Origin of the sequence: Streptomyces sp. NPDC001351 (assembly GCF_042896045.1) — a bacterium.
Lineage (GTDB): Bacteria > Actinomycetota > Actinomycetes > Streptomycetales > Streptomycetaceae > Streptomyces.
The window spans coordinates 1-17,217 of the sequence record NZ_JBIAWS010000010.1; the positions used below are offsets into that span (position 1 = coordinate 1).

Sequence of the window (17,217 nt, forward strand, 5' to 3'; positions counted from 1 at the left end):
AGCAGCGGCAGGGTCTGGGAGGCGGTGACGAACTCCCGCAGCGGATGGCGGGCCAGCACCGCGTCCACCTCCGGCGTCAACGCCGCCGCCAGACGGGTGGCGACCGGCAGCGAATCGTCGCGCAACGTCTCCGCCGCCGCCAGCACCGCGGCACGTCCCGGGCCCTCGGGCACCCCTGCGGCCAACCTCTCGTGCAGGTCGCCGCCCTCCTCCAGCACCAGTCCGGTGTCGATGCCCGCCGGGATCTTGATGCGGGCGGTGCGCCGCCATGTGGCCACCGGGTCGCTCCAGGCCTCCACCCGGTACGTCCAGTGACCTTCGGAGGTGGGTGTGACCTCGGCGCCCCAGCGGTCGGAGCCGGGGGCCAGTTCCCGCATCGGCGTCCACGGGCCGTGCTGGCCCTCCGGGTCCGTCAGGACGACGTTTGCGGCGACCGCGTCATGGCCTTCCCGGAACACGGTCGCGGTGACCTCGAACGTCTCCCCGACGACCGCCTTGGCCGGGCGCCTTCCGCACTCCACCGCCGGGTGGACGTCCCGCACCGGGATGCGGCCGATGGCCGGAATCGAACTCATGGGTCTCACCTCCGCCGTGCTGGAGACCGGGCCTTTGGCCTGGTCGAGGGATACAAACTGCGAGATACGCGTTGAGCCGCAGGGGGTTCTACCTCCCTGCGGCGAAATGCTCTTGTGCCTGCGGGGGCCCGCGCCGCTCGGCCGCACCGGTTCGGGGCCGCTCGTTCTGCTCCCGGAGATAGGCACCCAGGGTGGACCCCAGATAGCGCTCGGCGGCGTCCGCGGCCTCGCGGGCACAGCGCTTGCCCATCAGCACGCACAAGGTGTAGCCCGAGTCCTCGAAGGTGGCGCGCACCGCGCGGTCGGCGGGGGACGCGAGCATGACGCGTTCCCAGGCCCGGTACCGCCGCAGTTGCCGGGCCACTTCGGCTTTGGCCGGTAGCAGCATGACGCTCTTCACTTTCTCCGGGGCTCGATCGCACGTGTCCCGACCGTCGGGCGGCGGCCGCGCGTGGGCACGCACGAATCCGTCACGGGTATCGAGGTCTTCACACATGGTGCACGGGTGACGACTCAGCGTCTTGTTGGATCTTCAACCATTTCGGGTGGGTGTCCCCGCCCCGGCGGGCGCTCGTGTTGCACGAATGGTCTAGTTCACCCACTCTTGAGGTGACTCAGAAGCGATCAACGCTCACGCTTCGCGTTCGGGGCTCGTCCCGCAGGGGCGAGAGGGAGCGGGAGCTTCGCGGGTGAGGAGCCAACGAAGATGAAGACCGCAGTGCCCTGCTACTACCACCTCGATGTGGAAGTCAGCCCCGAACGGGTCGGACAGGTACGGCGCATCCTGGCCGCGCATCTCCGGCTCTGGGACCTCGAGACACTGGTCGAGCCCGTCACCAGCGGCGCCGAGCTGCTGCTGAAGGCCATCGACGAGCACGCGACGGACAAGAACACATCGGTCGAGATGTGGTGGAACGGACAGCATCTGATCACCGCCGTGGGGGAGAACGACTGCGACCTGCGTCCCGACCAGGACCTGCGGGCCTGTCTGCAGCGGATCGCCGCGATGAGCGACGGCTGGGGCTGCTGCGCCACGGACACCGGCAGCAAGGTCATCTGGTTCTCGCAGCGGGCCAGGGCCGGCGAACGGGTGCCCCTGGTGCCCCTGGCGCCCGCACCGAGCCTGCGCGAAGTGCTCCAGGTGCCCCGCGAGATGCCGGCCCTGGCTCTCGCCGGGCAGGTGCGCGAGCCGGACGGCATCCTGGAGGATGCCCGGTGACGGCGAAGCGCCGCCGCAAGCCAGGGGTGCCCGTCTGGAGCGGGCACCCCTACCCATTGGGTGCCTCCTACGACGGGAAAGGCACCAACTTCGCGCTCTTCAGCGAGGTGGCCCAGCGCGTCGAGCTCGTCCTCGTCGACGACGGCGGAGAGCACCGCATCCCCGTGACCGAGGTCGACGGCTTCGTCTGGCACTGCTACCTGCCCGACATCGGGCCCGGACAGCGCTACGGCTACCGGGTGCACGGCCCCTGGCACCCGCAGCTGGGCCACCGCTGCAACCCGGCGAAACTCCTCCTCGACCCGTACACCAAGGCGGTCGACGGGCAGGTGGACAACCACGCCTCCCTCTTCGAGCGCGCCCCGCACGGCCGGTCCCGCTCGGACAGCGCCGGGCACACCATGCTCGGTGTGGTCACCGACCCGGCCTTCGACTGGGGCGAGGACCGGCCACCACGGCAGCCGTACGCCGACAGCGTGATCTACGAGGCCCATGTACGGGGCCTGACCCGCACCCACCCGGACGTCCCGCCCGAACTCCGCGGCACCTACGCCGGACTCGCGCACCCCGCGGTCGTCGAGCACCTGACGAAGCTGGGCGTCACCGCGGTGGAGCTGATGCCGGTTCACCAGTACGTCCAGGACGGGGTGCTGCAGGGCCGCGGCCTGTCCAACTACTGGGGCTACAACACGATCGGCTTCTTCGCCCCGCACAACGGCTACGCCGCCCACGGCACCCGCGGCGGGCAGGTCACCGAGTTCAAGTCGATGGTGAAGGCGCTGCACGCGGCCGGCCTCGAGGTCATCCTCGACGTCGTCTACAACCACACCGCCGAGGGCAACGAGAAGGGCCCCACGCTCTCCTTCCGCGGCATCGACAACGCCTCGTACTACCGTCTGGTGGACGGCGACTGGGGCCACTACTACGACACCACCGGCACCGGCAACAGCCTGCTGATGCGCCACCCCTACGTACTGCAACTGATCATGGACTCCCTGCGGTACTGGGTCACCGACATGCACGTCGACGGCTTCCGCTTCGACCTCGCGGCCACGCTGGCCCGGCAGTTCCACGAGGTGGACCGGCTGTCGGCGTTCTTCGACCTGATCCAGCAGGACCCGGTGATCAGCCGCGTCAAGCTGATCGCGGAGCCCTGGGACGTGGGGGAGGGCGGCTACCAGGTGGGGAACTTCCCGCCGCTGTGGTCGGAGTGGAACGGCAAGTACCGCGACGCCGTACGGGACTTCTGGCGCGGCGGCGAGCACACCCTCGGCGAGTTCGCCTCCCGGCTGACCGGCTCCGCGGACCTGTACGCGCACAGCCGGCGCCGCCCCCGGGCCAGCGTCAACTTCGTCACCGCGCATGACGGATTCACCCTGCGCGACCTGGTCTCGTACAACGACAAGCACAACGAGGCCAACGGGGAGGGCAACCGGGACGGCGAGAGCGTCAACCGGTCCTGGAACTGCGGCGTGGAGGGCGACACCGGCGATCCGGGCGTGCTGGAGCTGCGCGCCCGCCAGCAGCGCAACTTCCTGGCCACCCTGCTGCTCTCGCAGGGCATCCCGATGATCGGCCACGGCGACGAACTCGGCCGCACCCAGCGCGGCAACAACAACGCCTACTGCCAGGACAACGAAGTCTCCTGGATCGACTGGGAGCTGACCGAGGAGCAGCGGGACCTCGCCGAGTTCACCCGGTATGTCATCGCACTGCGTGCCGCCCACCCGGTGCTGCGCCGCCGCCGCTTCTTCCGCGGCGAGACCACGACCCTGCCGCGCCGGCCGCTGCCGGACCTGGTGTGGCTGGCGCCGGACGCGCAGGAGATGACGGAGGAGGACTGGCAGCGCTCCGACGCGCACTCCGTCGCCGTGTTCCTCAACGGTGATGCCATCGCCGAACCCGACCCGTGCGGGCGTCCCGTCGTGGACGACTCGTTCCTGCTTCTGCTGAACAGCTACTGGGAACCGGTGGAGTTCCGGCTGCCGGACGTCACGTACGGCGAACGCTGGACGACCCTGATCGACACCGCCGAGCCGCACGGGCCGCCGGACGAGTCGGAGTACAAGGCGAACACCGGGCTCCTGGTCGAGCGCCGCAGCCTGGTGCTCCTGTCGAGACCCCCCTGTTCCCCGAAGGGGCGCGGGGCTGTATCGGAACGCGGCTCCGCCGCAGGGCGCGACAAGCGACGGCGCTAGAAGCCGGCCGACGACACGACGGGGCGCTTCCGTGGGCGCCCGGCTGACCCGGCGGAGCGTCTCCTCAGCGTTCGCGGCGCGAGGTGACCGTGAACTGGGCGCCGTCGGCGTCGCGCAGCACGGCCTCGTCGCTGCCCTTCGACAGGACGCTGCCGCCGTGCACCTCGGCGGCCCGTACACAGGCCGCCACGTCCTCGACCGCGAAGTGGACCTGCCAATGGGGCCGGATGGTGGGGTCGGGCGCCGCCCCCAGCGCCCCGGACTCGATGCGCGCCACGATGTCACCCTGGCTGCGCAGCACCACCTCGCCGCCCTCGTACTGGACCTCGCAGCAGCCGGGCCGCCCGGCCCAGTCCAGCACCTCGCCGTAGAAGATCGCGGCGTCGAAGGCGTCGCGTGTGTGCAGTCTGATGAAGGCCGGGGCCGCGTGCCGCCACTTCTCCCAGTCGGCGATCAGCGCCCCTTCCCAGATCCCGAAGGTCGCCCCGTCCCGGTCGGCCAGCAGGGCTGCCCGCCCCGGCGGGAACGAGATCGGGCCGACCGCGGCCGTCCCGCCCCGCTCCTGGGCCCGCGCCGCGGCCTCGTCCGCGCTGGGCACGGCGAAGTACGGCGTCCACGCCACCGCCATCTGCCACATGTCGGCGACGGCGGCGATCCCGGCCACGGGCGTGCCGTCCACCAGGGCCATCCGGAAGCGGTCCCCGAGCTTGGCGGAGCGCCACTCCCAGCCCAGGACGGCCCCGTAGAAGTCCTCGGTGGCGTCGACGTCGCGACTGGTCAGGCTCACCCAGCACGGCGCCCCGAACACGGAGGCCGAGGTGACGATGCGCGTCACGCCGCGCGGGCGTGAGGAGTCGTGGTTCATGGCAGTTGCGTCCTGGTCTCGTCGATCGGCAGCCACCGGTCTCGTACCAGTGTCCAACCGGAACCGCACGATGCGCCTGCCGAGTACCCCGTGAGTGGGGCCGAAACGGGTGCCGTGGCGGTCTCGCCGGTGGCAGCGGGCCGGGTGAGTGGGACTATGGATGAGTGGCACAGGTACCGCATGAACCTGCCGACGAGACGGATCGCATCTTCGCGCTGCAGGAAGAAGTCGATCAGCTGAAGGAAGCCGTCGTCTCGCACGCCGTCGTGGACCAGGCGATCGGGATGATGGTCGCGCTCGGCCGGGTGGCGCCGGAGCAGGGCTGGGCAGTGCTGAAGGACGTCTCCCAGCACACCAACATCAAGCTCCGCAATGTCGCCGAGCTCATTCTCATCTGGGGGCGCCACGGGGACCTGCCCCCGGAGATCAAGGCCGAACTCGAGGACGCCCTGGACCGCTACGGCCCCACGCAGATCCCCGAGGTTCCACCGGAGCGTTGAGGCGACGGGGCCCGTGCGGCCGCACGGCAGGGCGCTCAGCGGGTCTCCGCGAGGAGTTCCGCGCGGAGCTGGTCGAAGCAGCCGCTGAGCAGCCGGGAGACATGCATCTGTGAGATGCCCAGCTGCTGGGCGATGCGGCTTTGCGTCATGCCTCCGAAGAAGCGGAGATACAGGATGGTGCGCTCCCGCTCCGGGAGCGCCTGCAGACAGGGCCTGACCGCCACGCGGTCGACGACGACGTCGTAGGCCGGATCGGGGCCGCCGATCGCGTCCGTCAGGGCGTATCCGTCGGTGCCGGGCATCTCGGCGTCCAGCGACAGCGCCGTGAAGCACTCCAGGGCCTCCATCCCGGTGCGCACCTCGCCCTCGCTCAGGTGGGTGTGCCGGGCGATCTCGGTGACGGTCGGTCTGCGCCCCGGGGTCGTCTGGGACAGTTCCTTCGCGGCCTGCCGCACCCTGTTGCGCAGGTCCTGGACCCGGCGCGGCACGTGCAGCGTCCACATGTGGTCGCGGAAGTGCCGCTTGATCTCACCGGTGATGGTCGGCACCGCGTACGCCTCGAAGGCGTGGCCGCGGGCGGGGTCGTAGTGGTCGACGGCCTTGACCAGTCCGAGGGCCGCGACCTGGTACAGGTCCTCCAGGGATTCTCCGCGCCCCTTGAACCGGACGGCGATCCGCTCGGCCATCGGCAGCCAGGCCTGGACCAGTTGGTCCCGCAGCTGCCTGCGTCGCGGCCCGTCGGGCAGCCTCGCGAGCCGGGCGAAGGCCTCGGCGGTGTCGGGGGCGTCGTCGTGCGGATGGGGTTTCGTGCTGGCGCTGGCGACACGCATGATGCGCACCTCCGTGAGGCGGTGCATGGGGGACGGGCGCCATGGGAGATGCGGTTCGGACCTGCGGAGACATCCGGGGCCCGACCGGCTCCCACGGACGTGCCTCCTGTCCGAAGCACTACGTACTCATGCCCGGGATCTGGTCATCACAAACAAATCAGGACATTGAGGACGATTGCTATGTGCTTGACCGTTCCTTGGGTTCATTACCTCTGCTACAGAGATAATCTGCTGATGTGGAACCCGAAAACTTCCCGGACGAGCTGATCGACGCCCTCATCGGCGTCCAGCGGCTCGTCCGGCGCCGCCTGCGCCCGCAGATCGCCCCGCAGCTGCGCGGCGCCGAGGTCGAGCTGCTGCGCCTGGTCGTCACCCGGCCCGGCATCGGCATATCCGACGCCGCCAAGGAGCTGTACCTGGCGGGCAATTCGGTCTCGACACTGGTCAACCAGCTGTCCGGGCAGGGGTATCTGATCCGCGAGACCGACCCCGCCGACCGGCGCGCCGCCCGGCTGATGCCGACACCGGCGGCCGAGGCCCGGCTCGCCGAATGGCGCAAACGGCGCGCTGAACTCGTACGCGGCGGGCTGTCCCGTCTCGACGACACGGACCGCGAGGCCCTGCACACGGCGATCCCCGCCCTGCGCAGGCTCGCCGACACCCTGCACGAGGAGGCCGAACAGACATGACGCGGAACGCCGACACCGGGCAGGCCGAGGCCGTCACCTGCACCGGACTCGCCTACGCCTTCGGCGACACGCACGCGGTCGACGGACTCGAACTGTCGGTGGGCGAGGGCGAGGTCTTCGGCCTGCTCGGGCCCAACGGCGCCGGAAAGACCACCGCGATCCGCTGCATCACCACCCTGCTGCCGGTCCCCGCCGGCATGGTCCGCGTCTTCGGCCACGACGCGGCCAGGGACCGCATGGCCGTACGGCGCCTGCTCGGCTACGTACCGCAGCAGCTGTCCGCCGACGCCGGACTCACCGGCCGGGAGAACGTCGCCCTGTTCGCCCGCGTCTTCGACGTGCCCCGCGCCGAACGCGCCGACCGCGTCGGCCAGGCCCTGGCGGCCGTCGGCCTCGCCGACGCCGCCGACCGGCTGGCCGGCACCTACTCCGGCGGCATGGTCCGCCGCCTCGAACTCGCGCAGGCGCTGGTCAGCGCCCCCCGGCTGCTGATTCTCGACGAGCCGACCATCGGCCTCGACCCGATAGCCCGCACCGGAGTGTGGGACCACATCAACGCCGTGCGCGCCGCCACCGGCATGACCGTGCTGGTGACCACCCACTACATGGACGAGGCCGACCAGTACTGCGACCGGGTCGCCCTGATGCACCGCGGCCGCATCCGGGCCCTCGGCACCCCGGACGAGCTCAGGGAAGGGCTCGGCGAGCGCCGACGCGCCGCGGGCGCGGCGGCCACCGACCCGCTGCCCACCCTGGAGGACGTCTTCCGTGACGTCGCCGGCAGCGGACTCGACGACCAGGCAGGAGGTTTCCGCGATGTCCGAAGCACCCGCCGCACCGCGCACCGCGTCGGCTGACCCCACCGGCGCGCCCGGCATCGACCTGTTGCTGCGGCCGCCCCGGCCCCGAGCGGGCTGGCGGCTGCTGCCCGCCCGCGTGTCCGCGATGTGCGCCGTCGAACTGCAGAAGCTGCGCCACGACCGCACCGAGCTGTACACCCGCGCCGTCCAGCCCGCCCTGTGGCTGCTGATCTTCGGCCAGACCTTCACCCGCATCAAGGCGATCCCCACCGGCGGCATCCCCTACGTGGACTACCTGGCACCCGGCATCATCGCCCAGTCCGCGATGTTCATCGCCATCTTCTACGGCATCCAGATCATCTGGGAGCGCGACGCCGGCATCCTCAACAAGCTGCTGGTCACGCCCACCCCGCGCTCGGCCCTGATCACCGGCAAGGCGTTCGCGGCCGGAGTGAAGTCCCTGATCCAGGCCGTCGTCGTCATCCTCATCGCAGCGGTGCTCGGAGTGGCGCTGACCTGGAACCCGCTGAAGCTGCTCGGCGTCGCCGCGATCGTGATCCTCGGATCCGCGTTCTTCTCCTGCCTGTCGATGAGCATCGCCGGCATCGTCCTCAACCGCGACCGTCTCATGGGCTTCGGGCAGGCCATCACGATGCCGCTGTTCTTCGGCTCCAACGCCCTGTACCCGGTGTCCGTCATGCCCGGCTGGCTCCAGGCCGTCAGCAAGGTCAACCCGCTGAGCTACCAGGTGGACGCCCTGCGCGGCCTCCTCCTCGGCACCCACGCGCACGTGGCCCTCGACTTCGCGGTACTGCTCGTGGCCGGTGCGCTCGGCATCACCGCGGCCTCCTCGCTCCTCGGCCGGCTGGCCCGCTGAGCACCGCCCGTGGAACGTGATGTGCCCCACGCACACATGCGCGTACGTGGGGCTTGTTCCGCCCGTTGTTCCTGCGCACGGCTTGATCAGTGATCAAAGGGGGTGAATGCGCTGGCCACAGCGCATTCTGCTCATTTGACAGTGCCCTGAGCGCACAGATAGGAAGCAGCTCTCTGAGGTCGATGAGGTGGACTGTGTACGAGCCGAACGTGGTCGGGGACTGGCAGGAGTACGACGAGCATGCCGGCCTGCGTGTCCGCGTCCACCGTCTGGAAGCCGCCGAACCCCCACGCGGACGCGACGACGCGGCGGCCGGGCTGACGTACTTCAGCCTCCGGGTCACCGTCGAGAACCGCGGCAACCGCTCCTTCGGGATCCACCTCGAGGACGGCCAGATCGACGTGCGCCTGGGGTCCGACGGGGAGGCCGCGTTCATCGACTGGCGCAACTCGCAGTTCATCGAGGGCTTCGACGTCTACCCGCTGCGCCGGGCCACCGCCGTGCTGTACGCGGCCGGCCCGGACGCCTGCCTGAGCCAGGTCGACGTGCAGATCCAGCTGCGGGTCGAGGAGGAGTGGACCGACCGCCGGCTGTGGACGGGCGGCATCGGCCTGCACGAGGAGCCCGTCGGCGCCCACACGTGCGGAAGCCGGGACGGTGGCCTGGCGCACCAGGTCAGCAACTTCCTCCGGGGCCAGGCCGAAGAGGGCACCGCCTGACCTTCGCCCGCCCCGGAGCCCGCTCAGTGCGGGATGCCGTCGATGATCTCGCGGGCACCCTGACGCAGCAGCGCCACGGCCACCGACGTGCCCAGGGTGGCCGGGTCGAGCCGTCCGGCCCATTCGTGGGCGTTCAGCCGGGTCTTGCCGTCCGGGGTGAACACACAGGCCCGCAGCGACAGTTCACCGCTGGCCTCCACGCGCGCGTACCCGGCGATCGGGCTGTTGCAGTGCCCCTGCAGGACGTGCAGGAACATCCGCTCCGCGGTGGCCTCCTGGTGCGTGTGCGGGTCGCCGAGTGCGCTGACCGCGTCGATGAGGTCGCGGTCACCCTCACGGCACTGCAGGGCGAGGATGCCCGCGCCGATGGACGGCATCACCGTGTCCGGCGACAGCACCTCGCTGATCACGTCCTGGCGTCCGATGCGTTCGAGACCGGCCGCCGCGAGCAGCAGCGCGTCCGCCTCGCCGGCCGCCAGCTTCGCCAGCCGGCGGTTGGCGTTGCCGCGGAACGGCACATACTCCAGGTGGGGGTGGGTGGCGGACAGCTGGGCCACCCGGCGCACCGCGGAGGTGCCGATGCGGGTGCCGGCCGGCAGCTCGTCCAGCGTGAGCCCGTCCGGGTGCACCAGGGCGTCACGGATGTCGTCCCGCTTCAGGAACGCGGCGAACGTCGTGCCGGCCGGGAGCGGCCGGTCGGCGGGCACGTCCTTGAGGCAGTGCACGGCGAGATCTGCCTCGCCCGCGAGCAGCGCGGCGTCCACCTCCTTGGTGAACGCCCCCTTGCCCTCCACCTTGGACAGGACACCCATCCACTTGTCACCGGTCGTCTTCACCGGCACGACCTCGGTGCGCATACCGGGATGCAGGACCGCCAACTCGGCGCGCACACGCTCCACTTGGGCCAGCGCCATGGGCGAGTCGCGGGAGACGATGCGGATCATTTCGGGGACGGACATGCGGCCACGATAGACCGTCGCAGAAGGGTCTTTGACCGCTACCGCCTCATTGGGGACCCGAATCACTCGGCAGGGACGACGGACGTGCGCACGGCGGCCGACGACGCCCGGGGCGCGAGACCAGGGCTACTCCGTGCACTACGAGCGCACACCTCCCGGGGGACCGTCCGGCGGGAGGGCGCACGGCGGTCCTGCCGGGCCCGTCGACGGCGCCGGGGCGATCTCGACCACCTCGGGCTTTTCGGCCGCAGCGCGACGGGAACCCGATGGCCGTCCGGACCCGCCCCCACAGGTCAGGAGGCCGACGCGGCCGATTCGCAGCACACGCAGCAGGATCCGACGACGCAGCACCCGCGCCCCGAGTTCCCGGCGCAGGACCAGCCCCATCCGGGGTGGACCGGGCCCATGGACCCGCCGCCCGACCACGGGGAGAAGACCTATCGGGGCGCCGGCCGCCTCAAGGACCGCAAGACCGTCATCACCGGCGGCGACTCCGGCATCGGGCGTGCGGTCGCGCTGGCCTTCGCACGCGAGGGCGCCGATGTGCTCTTCACCCACGTGAAGGAAGAAGCGGACGACGCACGTGAGACGTCCCGGCTCGTCGAGGACGCCGGCCGCAAGGCGGTGGCCGTCGCCTGCGACATCCGGGAGGAGGAGAACTGCCGGGCGCTGATCGAGCGCGCCGTCACCGAGTTCGGGCGCATCGACGTTCTGGTGAACAACGCGGCCTACCAGATGTCGCAGCCCGACGGCATCGAGGCGATCACGACCGAGCAGTTCGACCGGGTCATGCGCACCAACGTCTACGGCATGTTCTGGCTGACCAAGTTCGCCCTGCCGCACATCCCGAAGGGCGGCAGTGTCATCAACTCCACGTCGGTGCAGGCCTACAAGCCCAGTCCGCATCTGCTGGACTACGCGACGACCAAGGGCGCGATCGTGACCTTCACGCAGGGGCTGGCCCAGATGCTCGCCGAGCGCGGCATCCGCGTCAACGCCGTCGCACCCGGCCCGGTGTGGACGCCCCTGATCCCCGCGACCCTGCCCGACACGGTGGAGTTCGGCAAACAGAGCCCGCTGGGCCGCCCCGCCCAGCCCGCCGAACTGGCCCCCGCCTATGTCTATCTGGCCTCGCAGGAGGCCGGCTTCGTCACAGCGGAGATCCTCAACGCGACCGGAGGCACACCACTGCCGTAGCGGGCCGGCATGGGAGTCGCCGAGGCGGGAACCCGGCCGGCCGTCGGGAACGAGGGAGTGGGACACATGCATCAGGAAGCGCGTCGGCCGCCGCAGCGCCTGGCCGCTGTCCGGGCCCGCGACGACATGGGACAGGACACATCCGTGGTGGAGCGGTGGTCGCCGGTGGTGCGCGGCGTCATGACGGTGGCAGCCGCCGTCGTGGTCGTGGCCGCCCTGTGGGCGACGGCCGTGGCCCGCTGAGAAGCGGAATCAGCGAGGGTCGCTGAGCACGTCCGTCAAGGACACCGTGCGCTGCACGAGACCGTGGGCGACCTCGGTGAGCCGGCGGCCGTTGCCGGTCGCCCAGGCCCCCAGGGCGCAGCGGGCGTCGGGCAGCGAGAGGCCGCCGTACTCGGCGATCATGCCGGTGGCGATGTCGACGGTCGCCTTGGCGGCCACGGCCCTTTGGACGCTGCTGCTGACGTCGGTGGGACGCAGCGGGTGCGGGCTCCAGTTGACAAGGGCGACCGTGGTCACATCGGCCAGCGCCTGAGCCAGGTGCAGATCGAGCGCGGGCAGTCCGCCGGGGGTGGTGAGAAGAAGGTTCAAGGCCCCCACCGTCTGGTGGTGCACGCGCAGGGGCAGCGCATGTGCGGCCCGGAATCCGTGCTCTCGTGCGTACGGCGCGACATGCGGCCAGCGGTGGGCGCTCTCGCCGAGGTCCGGAGCGTCGATACGCTCGCTCTTGCGATAGCAGTCCACACAGGGACCTTCGTCGATCTGGAGCTGGAAGAGCTCCGTGAGAGCCGCGCGCTGGTCCGTGGCGGCCATCAGGCGCAGCTCGCCACGCACTCCGGCGATCATGACCCCGACCGCGTCGGCGCCGACGAGGTCCAGGCAGTTCAGAGCCAGCCGGTCGAGGAGTACGACGGGGTCGACGTCGTCGGCGAGGGAGTCGGCCAGCCCCACGAGCGCCTCGGCGAGCTGCTTTTCCCGGTTCATCACCGATTGCCCTCTCGTCCGTCGTCACCGGCGTCCCGCCGGCCGGCGTCCTCGCTGCCGCCCTCGCTCTCGGACCCGAGCCGCAGCGCGCGCACGAGGATGTCATGCGCCACCTCGGTCACCGTCCGGCCCTGGGCGAAAGCCCGCGCGCGCATCCGGTCCAGAGCCTGTTCGGCGGCCAGATTCAGCTGCACCATCACCATGCCGACCGCTTGGTAGACCTCACTGTGGTCGGCCTCGGAAGCCTCCATCCACGACGCTACTCCTTCTTCGCTCGCTCGTTCGTCCCCGTCGTACCCGGCATGAAGGTTCATGAGGGCGAACGTGACGGCGTCCCGCGCCCACAGCGCGATCCGCAGGTCGCGCGACGACAGCGCACCGGGCGTGTGGCGATACAGGTCGAGCGTGCCGATCGTCGCCCCGCCCAGTCCGAGCGGCAGTGAGAACACCGCCCGCACGCCCAACTCGACGGCCTCGTGGGCGAAGACGGGCCAGCGGCCGGCGTCCGGAGCCTTGGTCAAGTCGTCCGCCAGCACGGCCGCGGCGCGTTCGATCGCGGACTGGCAAGGGCCGTCACCGAGCGTGTACTGCGTCTCCGCCAGTCGGGCCGCCGTCGAGTCGCTGGCACACCAGGTGGCGCGCACCGTCGGGCCGCTCGCGATCGACACGGACGCGCCGGTGACGGGCAGAAGGGCCACACAGGCGCGGCACAGCGCCTGGGGGACGTCGTCGGGACTGAGACCCCTGGCCGCGGCCGTCAGCCTCTCGGTGAACCGCGCGCGTTCCTCGGCCTCGGACGGCTCCCTGTCGCCGCCGGCACCGTCAACAGCCATGATCCACCAGTACTCCAACCGATGGCACCGGGAGAACCGACACTGCCCGGTGTCACCGGGGCGGCTTCACAGTCCTCGGCCCGCGGGGCTGAGGCACACTGTCGCCGTACAGTGCCCGGGTCTCGATGTCGTGCCGAACGGGTTCCCTTGCCCCCCTGCACAAAACGGCATGCCGCTTCAGACGTGGCCAGGGGGAGCCTCCTGCCGTGCCGACGCCTCGAGGTTTCCGGCCAGCCGCTGGGCCTGCAGGAGGAGGGCGCCGTACGCCGAGGCCTCCTCGGGCTCGCCGAGGACCAGGTCGGGCAGCTGCCGGCGCAGCCCGTCCATCGCGGCCCGCATCTCGCGGACGGCCTGCCGCAGAGTGTCTTCCCGGTCCTGGCCGGCTCCGCCGTCCGCGGAGAGCCTCACGATCTGGGCCGCCCGGGCCAGGAAGTCGGCGTAACCGCGGATCAGGGGCAGCCGGGACCAGTGCGCCTGCCGGTCCCGGGCGGCCGCCTCGAGCAGGGTGCGGGTGAGTTCCGTCGTGTGCACGGCGGCGTTGTCCAGCACGACCGTCGCGTCCTCGTAGTCCTTGTTCGGCCGTGACGAGGCGAGGGTGCGGCGGCGTACGTTGCCCCACAGGCTCTCCCGGCTCCAGCCGACGGCCGACCGGCACCGCGTCACGAGGTGCTGAAGGTGCAGGGCCTGCCGATGCCATGCCTGCGTCTCGTCGACGTCCCACTGGCCGTCGACGAGACGGCCGCTCGCCGTTTCGAGGAGCCTGCCCGTCTCCTGTGCGGCTTCGTGGATCGCGGCGTGCGCGTTGCGCAGGTAGACGGGTGGCCGGATCAGCGCGTTGACCGTGATGCCGACCGCCGCTCCGAACACGGCCTCGCCGATCCGGGCGGCGCACCCCGTCAGGCTGACCTGCGTGTCGGTGAGGACGAAGAGTGCGCCGGTGGCCGTGTAGATCCCCTGCCGTCCGAGCCGCGACCATGAACCGAGAAGCACCACCAGGGGGAGGACGAGCCCCATGGCGCCGATCCTGTTGTGCATCAACAGCACCAGCAGCGTGGCCATGACGGTTCCCGAGGCGATCGCCGCCAGCTGCTGCAGGGCATGGGCGACGGACTGGTAGACCGTCGACTCGACGAGCAGGATCGCGACAAAGGGCGCCACGAAGGCCATGGGCGCGTGCAGCCACCAGCCCACCACCGCCCAGGACGCCCAGGCGGCGAAGGCGGCCTTCAGCGCCTGCGCGGCGAGGTCCCGTTCCCTGCCCGGTTGTTCCCATGCGCGTTGTACGGCCCGTGCTGCGCCCCGCGTCTTCCTGGACAACGTGAGAACGATCAAAGGACGAGGGCCAGGGCGAAGGCGAGGAAGAAGGCCGCCACGAGCACGGTCACCACGAGGATCACCGCCAGTGGCGCCTTGGCCCAGCCCTTGGCCGGGTTGTGCACTTCGCGCGGACCGGCCTCGGGCAGGCTGCTCTCCGCAGGAGGCGTTTCACCGGGGGGGCACACCGCCTCCGGGTTCCAGCCCCGTCGTACGTTCGGGCTCGGGATCAGGGTTCGTGAAAGTCACGGCATCCGAGTCCCCTGCGCTGATCGGATATCACCAAAACGGGACGAAGGGCTCTCCGTCCCCGACCCCGCATTCGCCCGCCGCCCCCTGCATTGGGCCGGTCGACCTGGGAACTCGTCGGATGTTCGACGGGAGGTGCTGTGAGCCAGAGCGACGCTGCGGCGCATGTCGCACCCGAGTCGGTCGACACGGCGCTGCTGGACGTGGTCCGGGACTGCGGGGCTTCCAGGGGCATGCTCTACGTCCTGCCCCGCAACGGTGACGCCCTGTGGCTGGTGGCGTTGACGGGGGTGCCCCGTGAAATGGCCCTTCCGTGGACCCGGGTGGGCCTGGCGGACTCCATTCCGGTGGCGGACGCCGTGCGGGCCGGCCGCCTGGTGTGGATCAGCGACATGGAGGACATGGCCCGCCACTACCCGCGCACCTCGCTCGTTCTGCCGTACGCCTTCGCCCTGGCGGCCGCTCCCATCGCCGCCCGGGGCTCGGTCGTGGGCGGACTGGTGCTGCTGTGGCCGGCCGCTCATCCGCCCCGGCTCAGCGGCACGGAGCGCGCGGTCATCGACGCCGGTTGCCGGCGTCTGGGCCGCCTGCTGCGCGACGCGGCGGACCGCGGCGCTCCGCCGGCGCCGGGTGAACCGCGGATCCTGCCCCACCCTTCCCGCGCCCATGCTCTGCGCGCCGAGGGCAGCGAACAGGCGGCGTTCATCGCCCGGTTGCCGGGCGGTGCGTGCGCGCTGGACGACACCGGCCGGTTCACCTTCGTGACGCCCGAGGCGGCACGCCTGCTCGGCGCCGACGCCGACACCCTGCTGGGCGCACCGCCCTGGGAAGTCCTGCCGTGGATGGACGTCCCCGAGATCGAGGACGCCTACCGGTCGACGCTGGTGAGCGAACGGCCCACCACCTTCAGCGCGGTGCGCCCCCCGGACACCCGGCTGGCCTTCGCGCTCTACCCGGACCCCTCCGGCATCAGCGTGCGGATCACCCGCGGTGACCCCCGCGACGAGCTGTCGCCGAGCGCGGTGAACCCCGACAGTGCCCCCGACCGTCCCGCCGGGACGGCCGAACCCGCCGCACATGGACCGAGCCGGGCCGGCTCCCTGTACCACCTGATGCACATGGCCGCCACGCTCACCGAGGCCCTCGGCGTCCAGGACGTGGTGGACCAGGCCGCCGACCAGCTCATGCCCGCCCTCGGCGCGACAGCCATGGCCGTCATGGCGCCACGGGACGGCAGGGTGAGAATCCTCGGCCACCGCGGCTACGACGCCGAACTCATGGAACGCTTCGACCACATGCCCCTGAACGCCGACATGCCCGCCGTGCGCGTGATGGAGACCGGCAGCCCGCATTTCTTCCGGGGCTTCGACGAACTGAGGCGGTCGTATCCCGAAGCCGTCCACGTCGACGACAAGACGTCCTGGGCGTTCCTCCCGCTGATCGCCTCCGGCCGGGCCGTCGGCTCGCTCGTCCTCGCCTACGACCGCCCCCGGCACTTCCCGCCCACCGAGCGCGCGGTGATCACCGCGCTGGCCGGCCTCGTCGGCCAGGCCCTCGAACGGGGCCGTCTCTACGACACCCAGTTCGCCGTGGCCCACCAGCTCCAGGCCGCGCTGCTGCCCCGGCGCCTGCCCTGCCTGCCCGGGCTGCGGGTCACCGCCCGCTATCGGCCGGCCGGCCACGGGGTGGAGGTGGGCGGTGACTTCTACGACCTGATCCGGCTGAACGACACCACCCTCGCCGCCGCGATCGGTGATGTCCAGGGACACGACATCGACGCGGCGGCCCTGATGGGACAGGTCCGCACCGCCGTGCACAGCCAGGCGGCGGCCGGGGCCTCCCCGGGGGATGTGCTCGGGCGGACCAACCGCCTGCTCGTCGGCCTGAACCCCGGCCGGTTCGCCAGTTGCCTCTACGCCCACCTGGATCTGGGCCGCCACGGCCTGTGCCTGGCCAGCGCCGGCCACCCGCCTGCCGTGCTGCGCCATGCAGACGGCCACACCGAGGTCCTGAGTCCGCCTCCCGGACTGCTCCTCGGCATCGACGACCGGGCCGACTACCTGGCCGCCGAGTACCCCCTGCACCCCGGCTGCGTCCTCGTTCTGTACACGGACGGACTCATCGAACGGCCCGGCGTCGACCTGGACGACGCCGTCGGCACGCTCGCCGAACTCGTTGCACGCACGGATCCCGAAGACCCCGACGTCATGGCCGACGCCCTCATCCGTCACGCCTCCGACCCCGCCGACGACGTGGCCCTGCTCATCGTCCACCTCAACGAGGCCGCGCCCGACCAAGCCGGGGACGACTGACACCGCCCGCCGACAGGGCTCCGGACCGTGTCGCGCCGGTGGCCCGGGGGTACCCGGACGTGCGCACGGGCGGGGGCAGACAGATCCGCTCGTGCCC

The 17,217-nt window shown here is 71.2% G+C and carries 17 protein-coding genes and 2 pseudogenes; 10 read left to right on the top strand and 9 right to left on the bottom strand.

The features are described from left to right. Together ACFY1U_RS32795 and ACFY1U_RS32800 are read right to left on the bottom strand one after the other, a co-directional pair. Positions 1–575, bottom strand: a 575-nt coding sequence (locus ACFY1U_RS32795; RefSeq protein ID WP_390697781.1) for a maltotransferase domain-containing protein, incomplete at its 3' end; no start/stop codon positions are given. An 88-nt stretch (positions 576–663) separates the two neighbouring features. Next, positions 664–963 carry a DUF5133 domain-containing protein gene (locus ACFY1U_RS32800; protein ID WP_365838193.1) on the bottom strand — a complete coding sequence of 100 codons (300 nt, stop codon included), beginning with the start codon at positions 961–963 and terminating at the stop codon, positions 664–666. 318 nt (positions 964–1,281) lie between these two features. Here ACFY1U_RS32800 and ACFY1U_RS32805 point away from each other — a divergent pair, with 318 nt between their 5' ends. Both ACFY1U_RS32805 and glgX read left to right on the top strand, forming a co-directional pair. Next, positions 1,282–1,794, top strand: a complete 513-nt coding sequence (locus ACFY1U_RS32805; protein WP_390697782.1) for a pep a2 — start codon at positions 1,282–1,284, stop codon at positions 1,792–1,794. Then, entirely contained in the window at positions 1,791–3,992 is a 2,202-nt protein-coding gene (gene glgX / locus ACFY1U_RS32810; RefSeq protein ID WP_390697783.1) for a glycogen debranching protein GlgX, read from the top strand. Before ACFY1U_RS32805 ends, glgX begins: the two co-directional genes overlap by 4 nt. A 64-nt stretch (positions 3,993–4,056) precedes the next feature. Here the strand turns inward: glgX and ACFY1U_RS32815 are convergent, their stop codons facing one another. Then, positions 4,057–4,857: a VOC family protein gene (locus tag ACFY1U_RS32815; protein WP_390697784.1), complete on the bottom strand. Its 801-nt coding sequence runs from the start codon at positions 4,855–4,857 to the stop codon at positions 4,057–4,059. Positions 4,858–5,021: 164 nt separating this feature from the next. On the opposite strand from ACFY1U_RS32815, the gene ACFY1U_RS32820 reads away from it, so the two are divergent. Continuing rightward, positions 5,022–5,357: an ANTAR domain-containing protein gene (locus ACFY1U_RS32820; RefSeq protein ID WP_390697785.1), complete on the top strand. Its 336-nt coding sequence runs from the start codon at positions 5,022–5,024 to the stop codon at positions 5,355–5,357. A 35-nt stretch (positions 5,358–5,392) separates the two neighbouring features. Here the strand turns inward: ACFY1U_RS32820 and ACFY1U_RS32825 are convergent, their stop codons facing one another. Beyond that, positions 5,393–6,187 carry a SigB/SigF/SigG family RNA polymerase sigma factor gene (locus ACFY1U_RS32825; protein ID WP_390697786.1) on the bottom strand — a complete coding sequence of 265 codons (795 nt, stop codon included), beginning with the start codon at positions 6,185–6,187 and terminating at the stop codon, positions 5,393–5,395. A gap of 236 nt (positions 6,188–6,423) precedes the next feature. Between ACFY1U_RS32825 and ACFY1U_RS32830 the strand changes: the two genes are divergently transcribed. The 4 genes from ACFY1U_RS32830 to ACFY1U_RS32845 all read left to right on the top strand — a co-directional run bounded on the left by ACFY1U_RS32830 (position 6,424) and on the right by ACFY1U_RS32845 (position 9,272). Further along, positions 6,424–6,876 carry a MarR family winged helix-turn-helix transcriptional regulator gene (locus ACFY1U_RS32830; protein ID WP_390697787.1) on the top strand — a complete coding sequence of 151 codons (453 nt, stop codon included), beginning with the start codon at positions 6,424–6,426 and terminating at the stop codon, positions 6,874–6,876. Next, positions 6,873–7,733, top strand: a complete 861-nt coding sequence (locus ACFY1U_RS32835) for an ABC transporter ATP-binding protein (RefSeq protein ID WP_390697788.1) — start codon at positions 6,873–6,875, stop codon at positions 7,731–7,733. The genes ACFY1U_RS32830 and ACFY1U_RS32835 overlap by 4 nt, the downstream gene beginning before the upstream one ends. Then, positions 7,693–8,553, top strand: a complete 861-nt coding sequence (locus ACFY1U_RS32840; protein WP_390697789.1) for an ABC transporter permease — start codon at positions 7,693–7,695, stop codon at positions 8,551–8,553. Before ACFY1U_RS32835 ends, ACFY1U_RS32840 begins: the two co-directional genes overlap by 41 nt. A 194-nt stretch (positions 8,554–8,747) precedes the next feature. Next, complete coding sequence (locus ACFY1U_RS32845) at positions 8,748–9,272, top strand: hypothetical protein (RefSeq protein ID WP_390698053.1); 525 nt, start codon at positions 8,748–8,750, stop codon at positions 9,270–9,272. A 23-nt stretch (positions 9,273–9,295) separates the two neighbouring features. Here the strand turns inward: ACFY1U_RS32845 and hemC are convergent, their stop codons facing one another. After that, on the bottom strand, positions 9,296–10,231 hold the full coding sequence (gene hemC, locus ACFY1U_RS32850; RefSeq protein WP_390697790.1) for a hydroxymethylbilane synthase: 936 nt from the start codon (positions 10,229–10,231) through the stop codon (positions 9,296–9,298). A 327-nt stretch (positions 10,232–10,558) separates the two neighbouring features. On the opposite strand from hemC, the pseudogene ACFY1U_RS32855 reads away from it, so the two are divergent. Both ACFY1U_RS32855 and ACFY1U_RS32860 read left to right on the top strand, forming a co-directional pair. Further along, positions 10,559–11,428, top strand: a pseudogene (locus tag ACFY1U_RS32855) (SDR family oxidoreductase); the annotation flags it as partial. Positions 11,429–11,494: 66 nt separating this feature from the next. After that, positions 11,495–11,671, top strand: coding sequence for a hypothetical protein (locus ACFY1U_RS32860; protein WP_390697791.1), 177 nt, complete (start codon positions 11,495–11,497; stop codon positions 11,669–11,671). A 9-nt stretch (positions 11,672–11,680) separates the two neighbouring features. Here the strand turns inward: ACFY1U_RS32860 and ACFY1U_RS32865 are convergent, their stop codons facing one another. From ACFY1U_RS32865 to ACFY1U_RS32880, 4 genes and pseudogenes are all read right to left on the bottom strand, one after another. Next, complete coding sequence (locus tag ACFY1U_RS32865) at positions 11,681–12,412, bottom strand: GAF domain-containing protein (protein ID WP_390697792.1); 732 nt, start codon at positions 12,410–12,412, stop codon at positions 11,681–11,683. Continuing rightward, a complete protein-coding gene (locus ACFY1U_RS32870; protein WP_390697793.1) occupies positions 12,412–13,245 on the bottom strand; it encodes a GAF and ANTAR domain-containing protein in 834 nt (277 codons plus the stop codon). The genes ACFY1U_RS32865 and ACFY1U_RS32870 overlap by 1 nt, the downstream gene beginning before the upstream one ends. A 177-nt stretch (positions 13,246–13,422) precedes the next feature. Then, positions 13,423–14,562 carry an aromatic acid exporter family protein gene (locus ACFY1U_RS32875; RefSeq protein WP_390697794.1) on the bottom strand — a complete coding sequence of 380 codons (1,140 nt, stop codon included), beginning with the start codon at positions 14,560–14,562 and terminating at the stop codon, positions 13,423–13,425. 11 nt (positions 14,563–14,573) lie between these two features. Next, a pseudogene (locus ACFY1U_RS32880) lies at positions 14,574–14,808 on the bottom strand (DUF6480 family protein). 140 nt (positions 14,809–14,948) lie between these two features. On the opposite strand from ACFY1U_RS32880, the gene ACFY1U_RS32885 reads away from it, so the two are divergent. Continuing rightward, a complete protein-coding gene (locus tag ACFY1U_RS32885) occupies positions 14,949–17,120 on the top strand; it encodes a SpoIIE family protein phosphatase (protein ID WP_390697795.1) in 2,172 nt (723 codons plus the stop codon). Positions 17,121–17,217 lie beyond the last annotated feature (97 nt).

Bases quoted from the DNA above. Each gene is read 5' to 3' on its own strand.
- ACFY1U_RS32800 (WP_365838193.1), bottom strand. From the start codon at position 963: ATGCTGCTACCGGCCAAAGCCGAAGTGGCCCGGCAACTGCGGCGGTAC.
- ACFY1U_RS32805 (WP_390697782.1), top strand. From the start codon at position 1,282: ATGAAGACCGCAGTGCCCTGCTACTACCACCTCGATGTGGAAGTCAGC.
- ACFY1U_RS32815 (WP_390697784.1), bottom strand. From the start codon at position 4,857: ATGAACCACGACTCCTCACGCCCGCGCGGCGTGACGCGCATCGTCACC.
- ACFY1U_RS32825 (WP_390697786.1), bottom strand. From the start codon at position 6,187: ATGCGTGTCGCCAGCGCCAGCACGAAACCCCATCCGCACGACGACGCC.
- ACFY1U_RS32835 (WP_390697788.1), top strand. From the start codon at position 6,873: ATGACGCGGAACGCCGACACCGGGCAGGCCGAGGCCGTCACCTGCACC.
- ACFY1U_RS32840 (WP_390697789.1), top strand. From the start codon at position 7,693: ATGTCCGAAGCACCCGCCGCACCGCGCACCGCGTCGGCTGACCCCACC.
- hemC (WP_390697790.1), bottom strand. From the start codon at position 10,231: ATGTCCGTCCCCGAAATGATCCGCATCGTCTCCCGCGACTCGCCCATG.
- ACFY1U_RS32860 (WP_390697791.1), top strand. From the start codon at position 11,495: ATGCATCAGGAAGCGCGTCGGCCGCCGCAGCGCCTGGCCGCTGTCCGG.
- ACFY1U_RS32865 (WP_390697792.1), bottom strand. From the start codon at position 12,412: ATGAACCGGGAAAAGCAGCTCGCCGAGGCGCTCGTGGGGCTGGCCGAC.
- ACFY1U_RS32870 (WP_390697793.1), bottom strand. From the start codon at position 13,245: ATGGCTGTTGACGGTGCCGGCGGCGACAGGGAGCCGTCCGAGGCCGAG.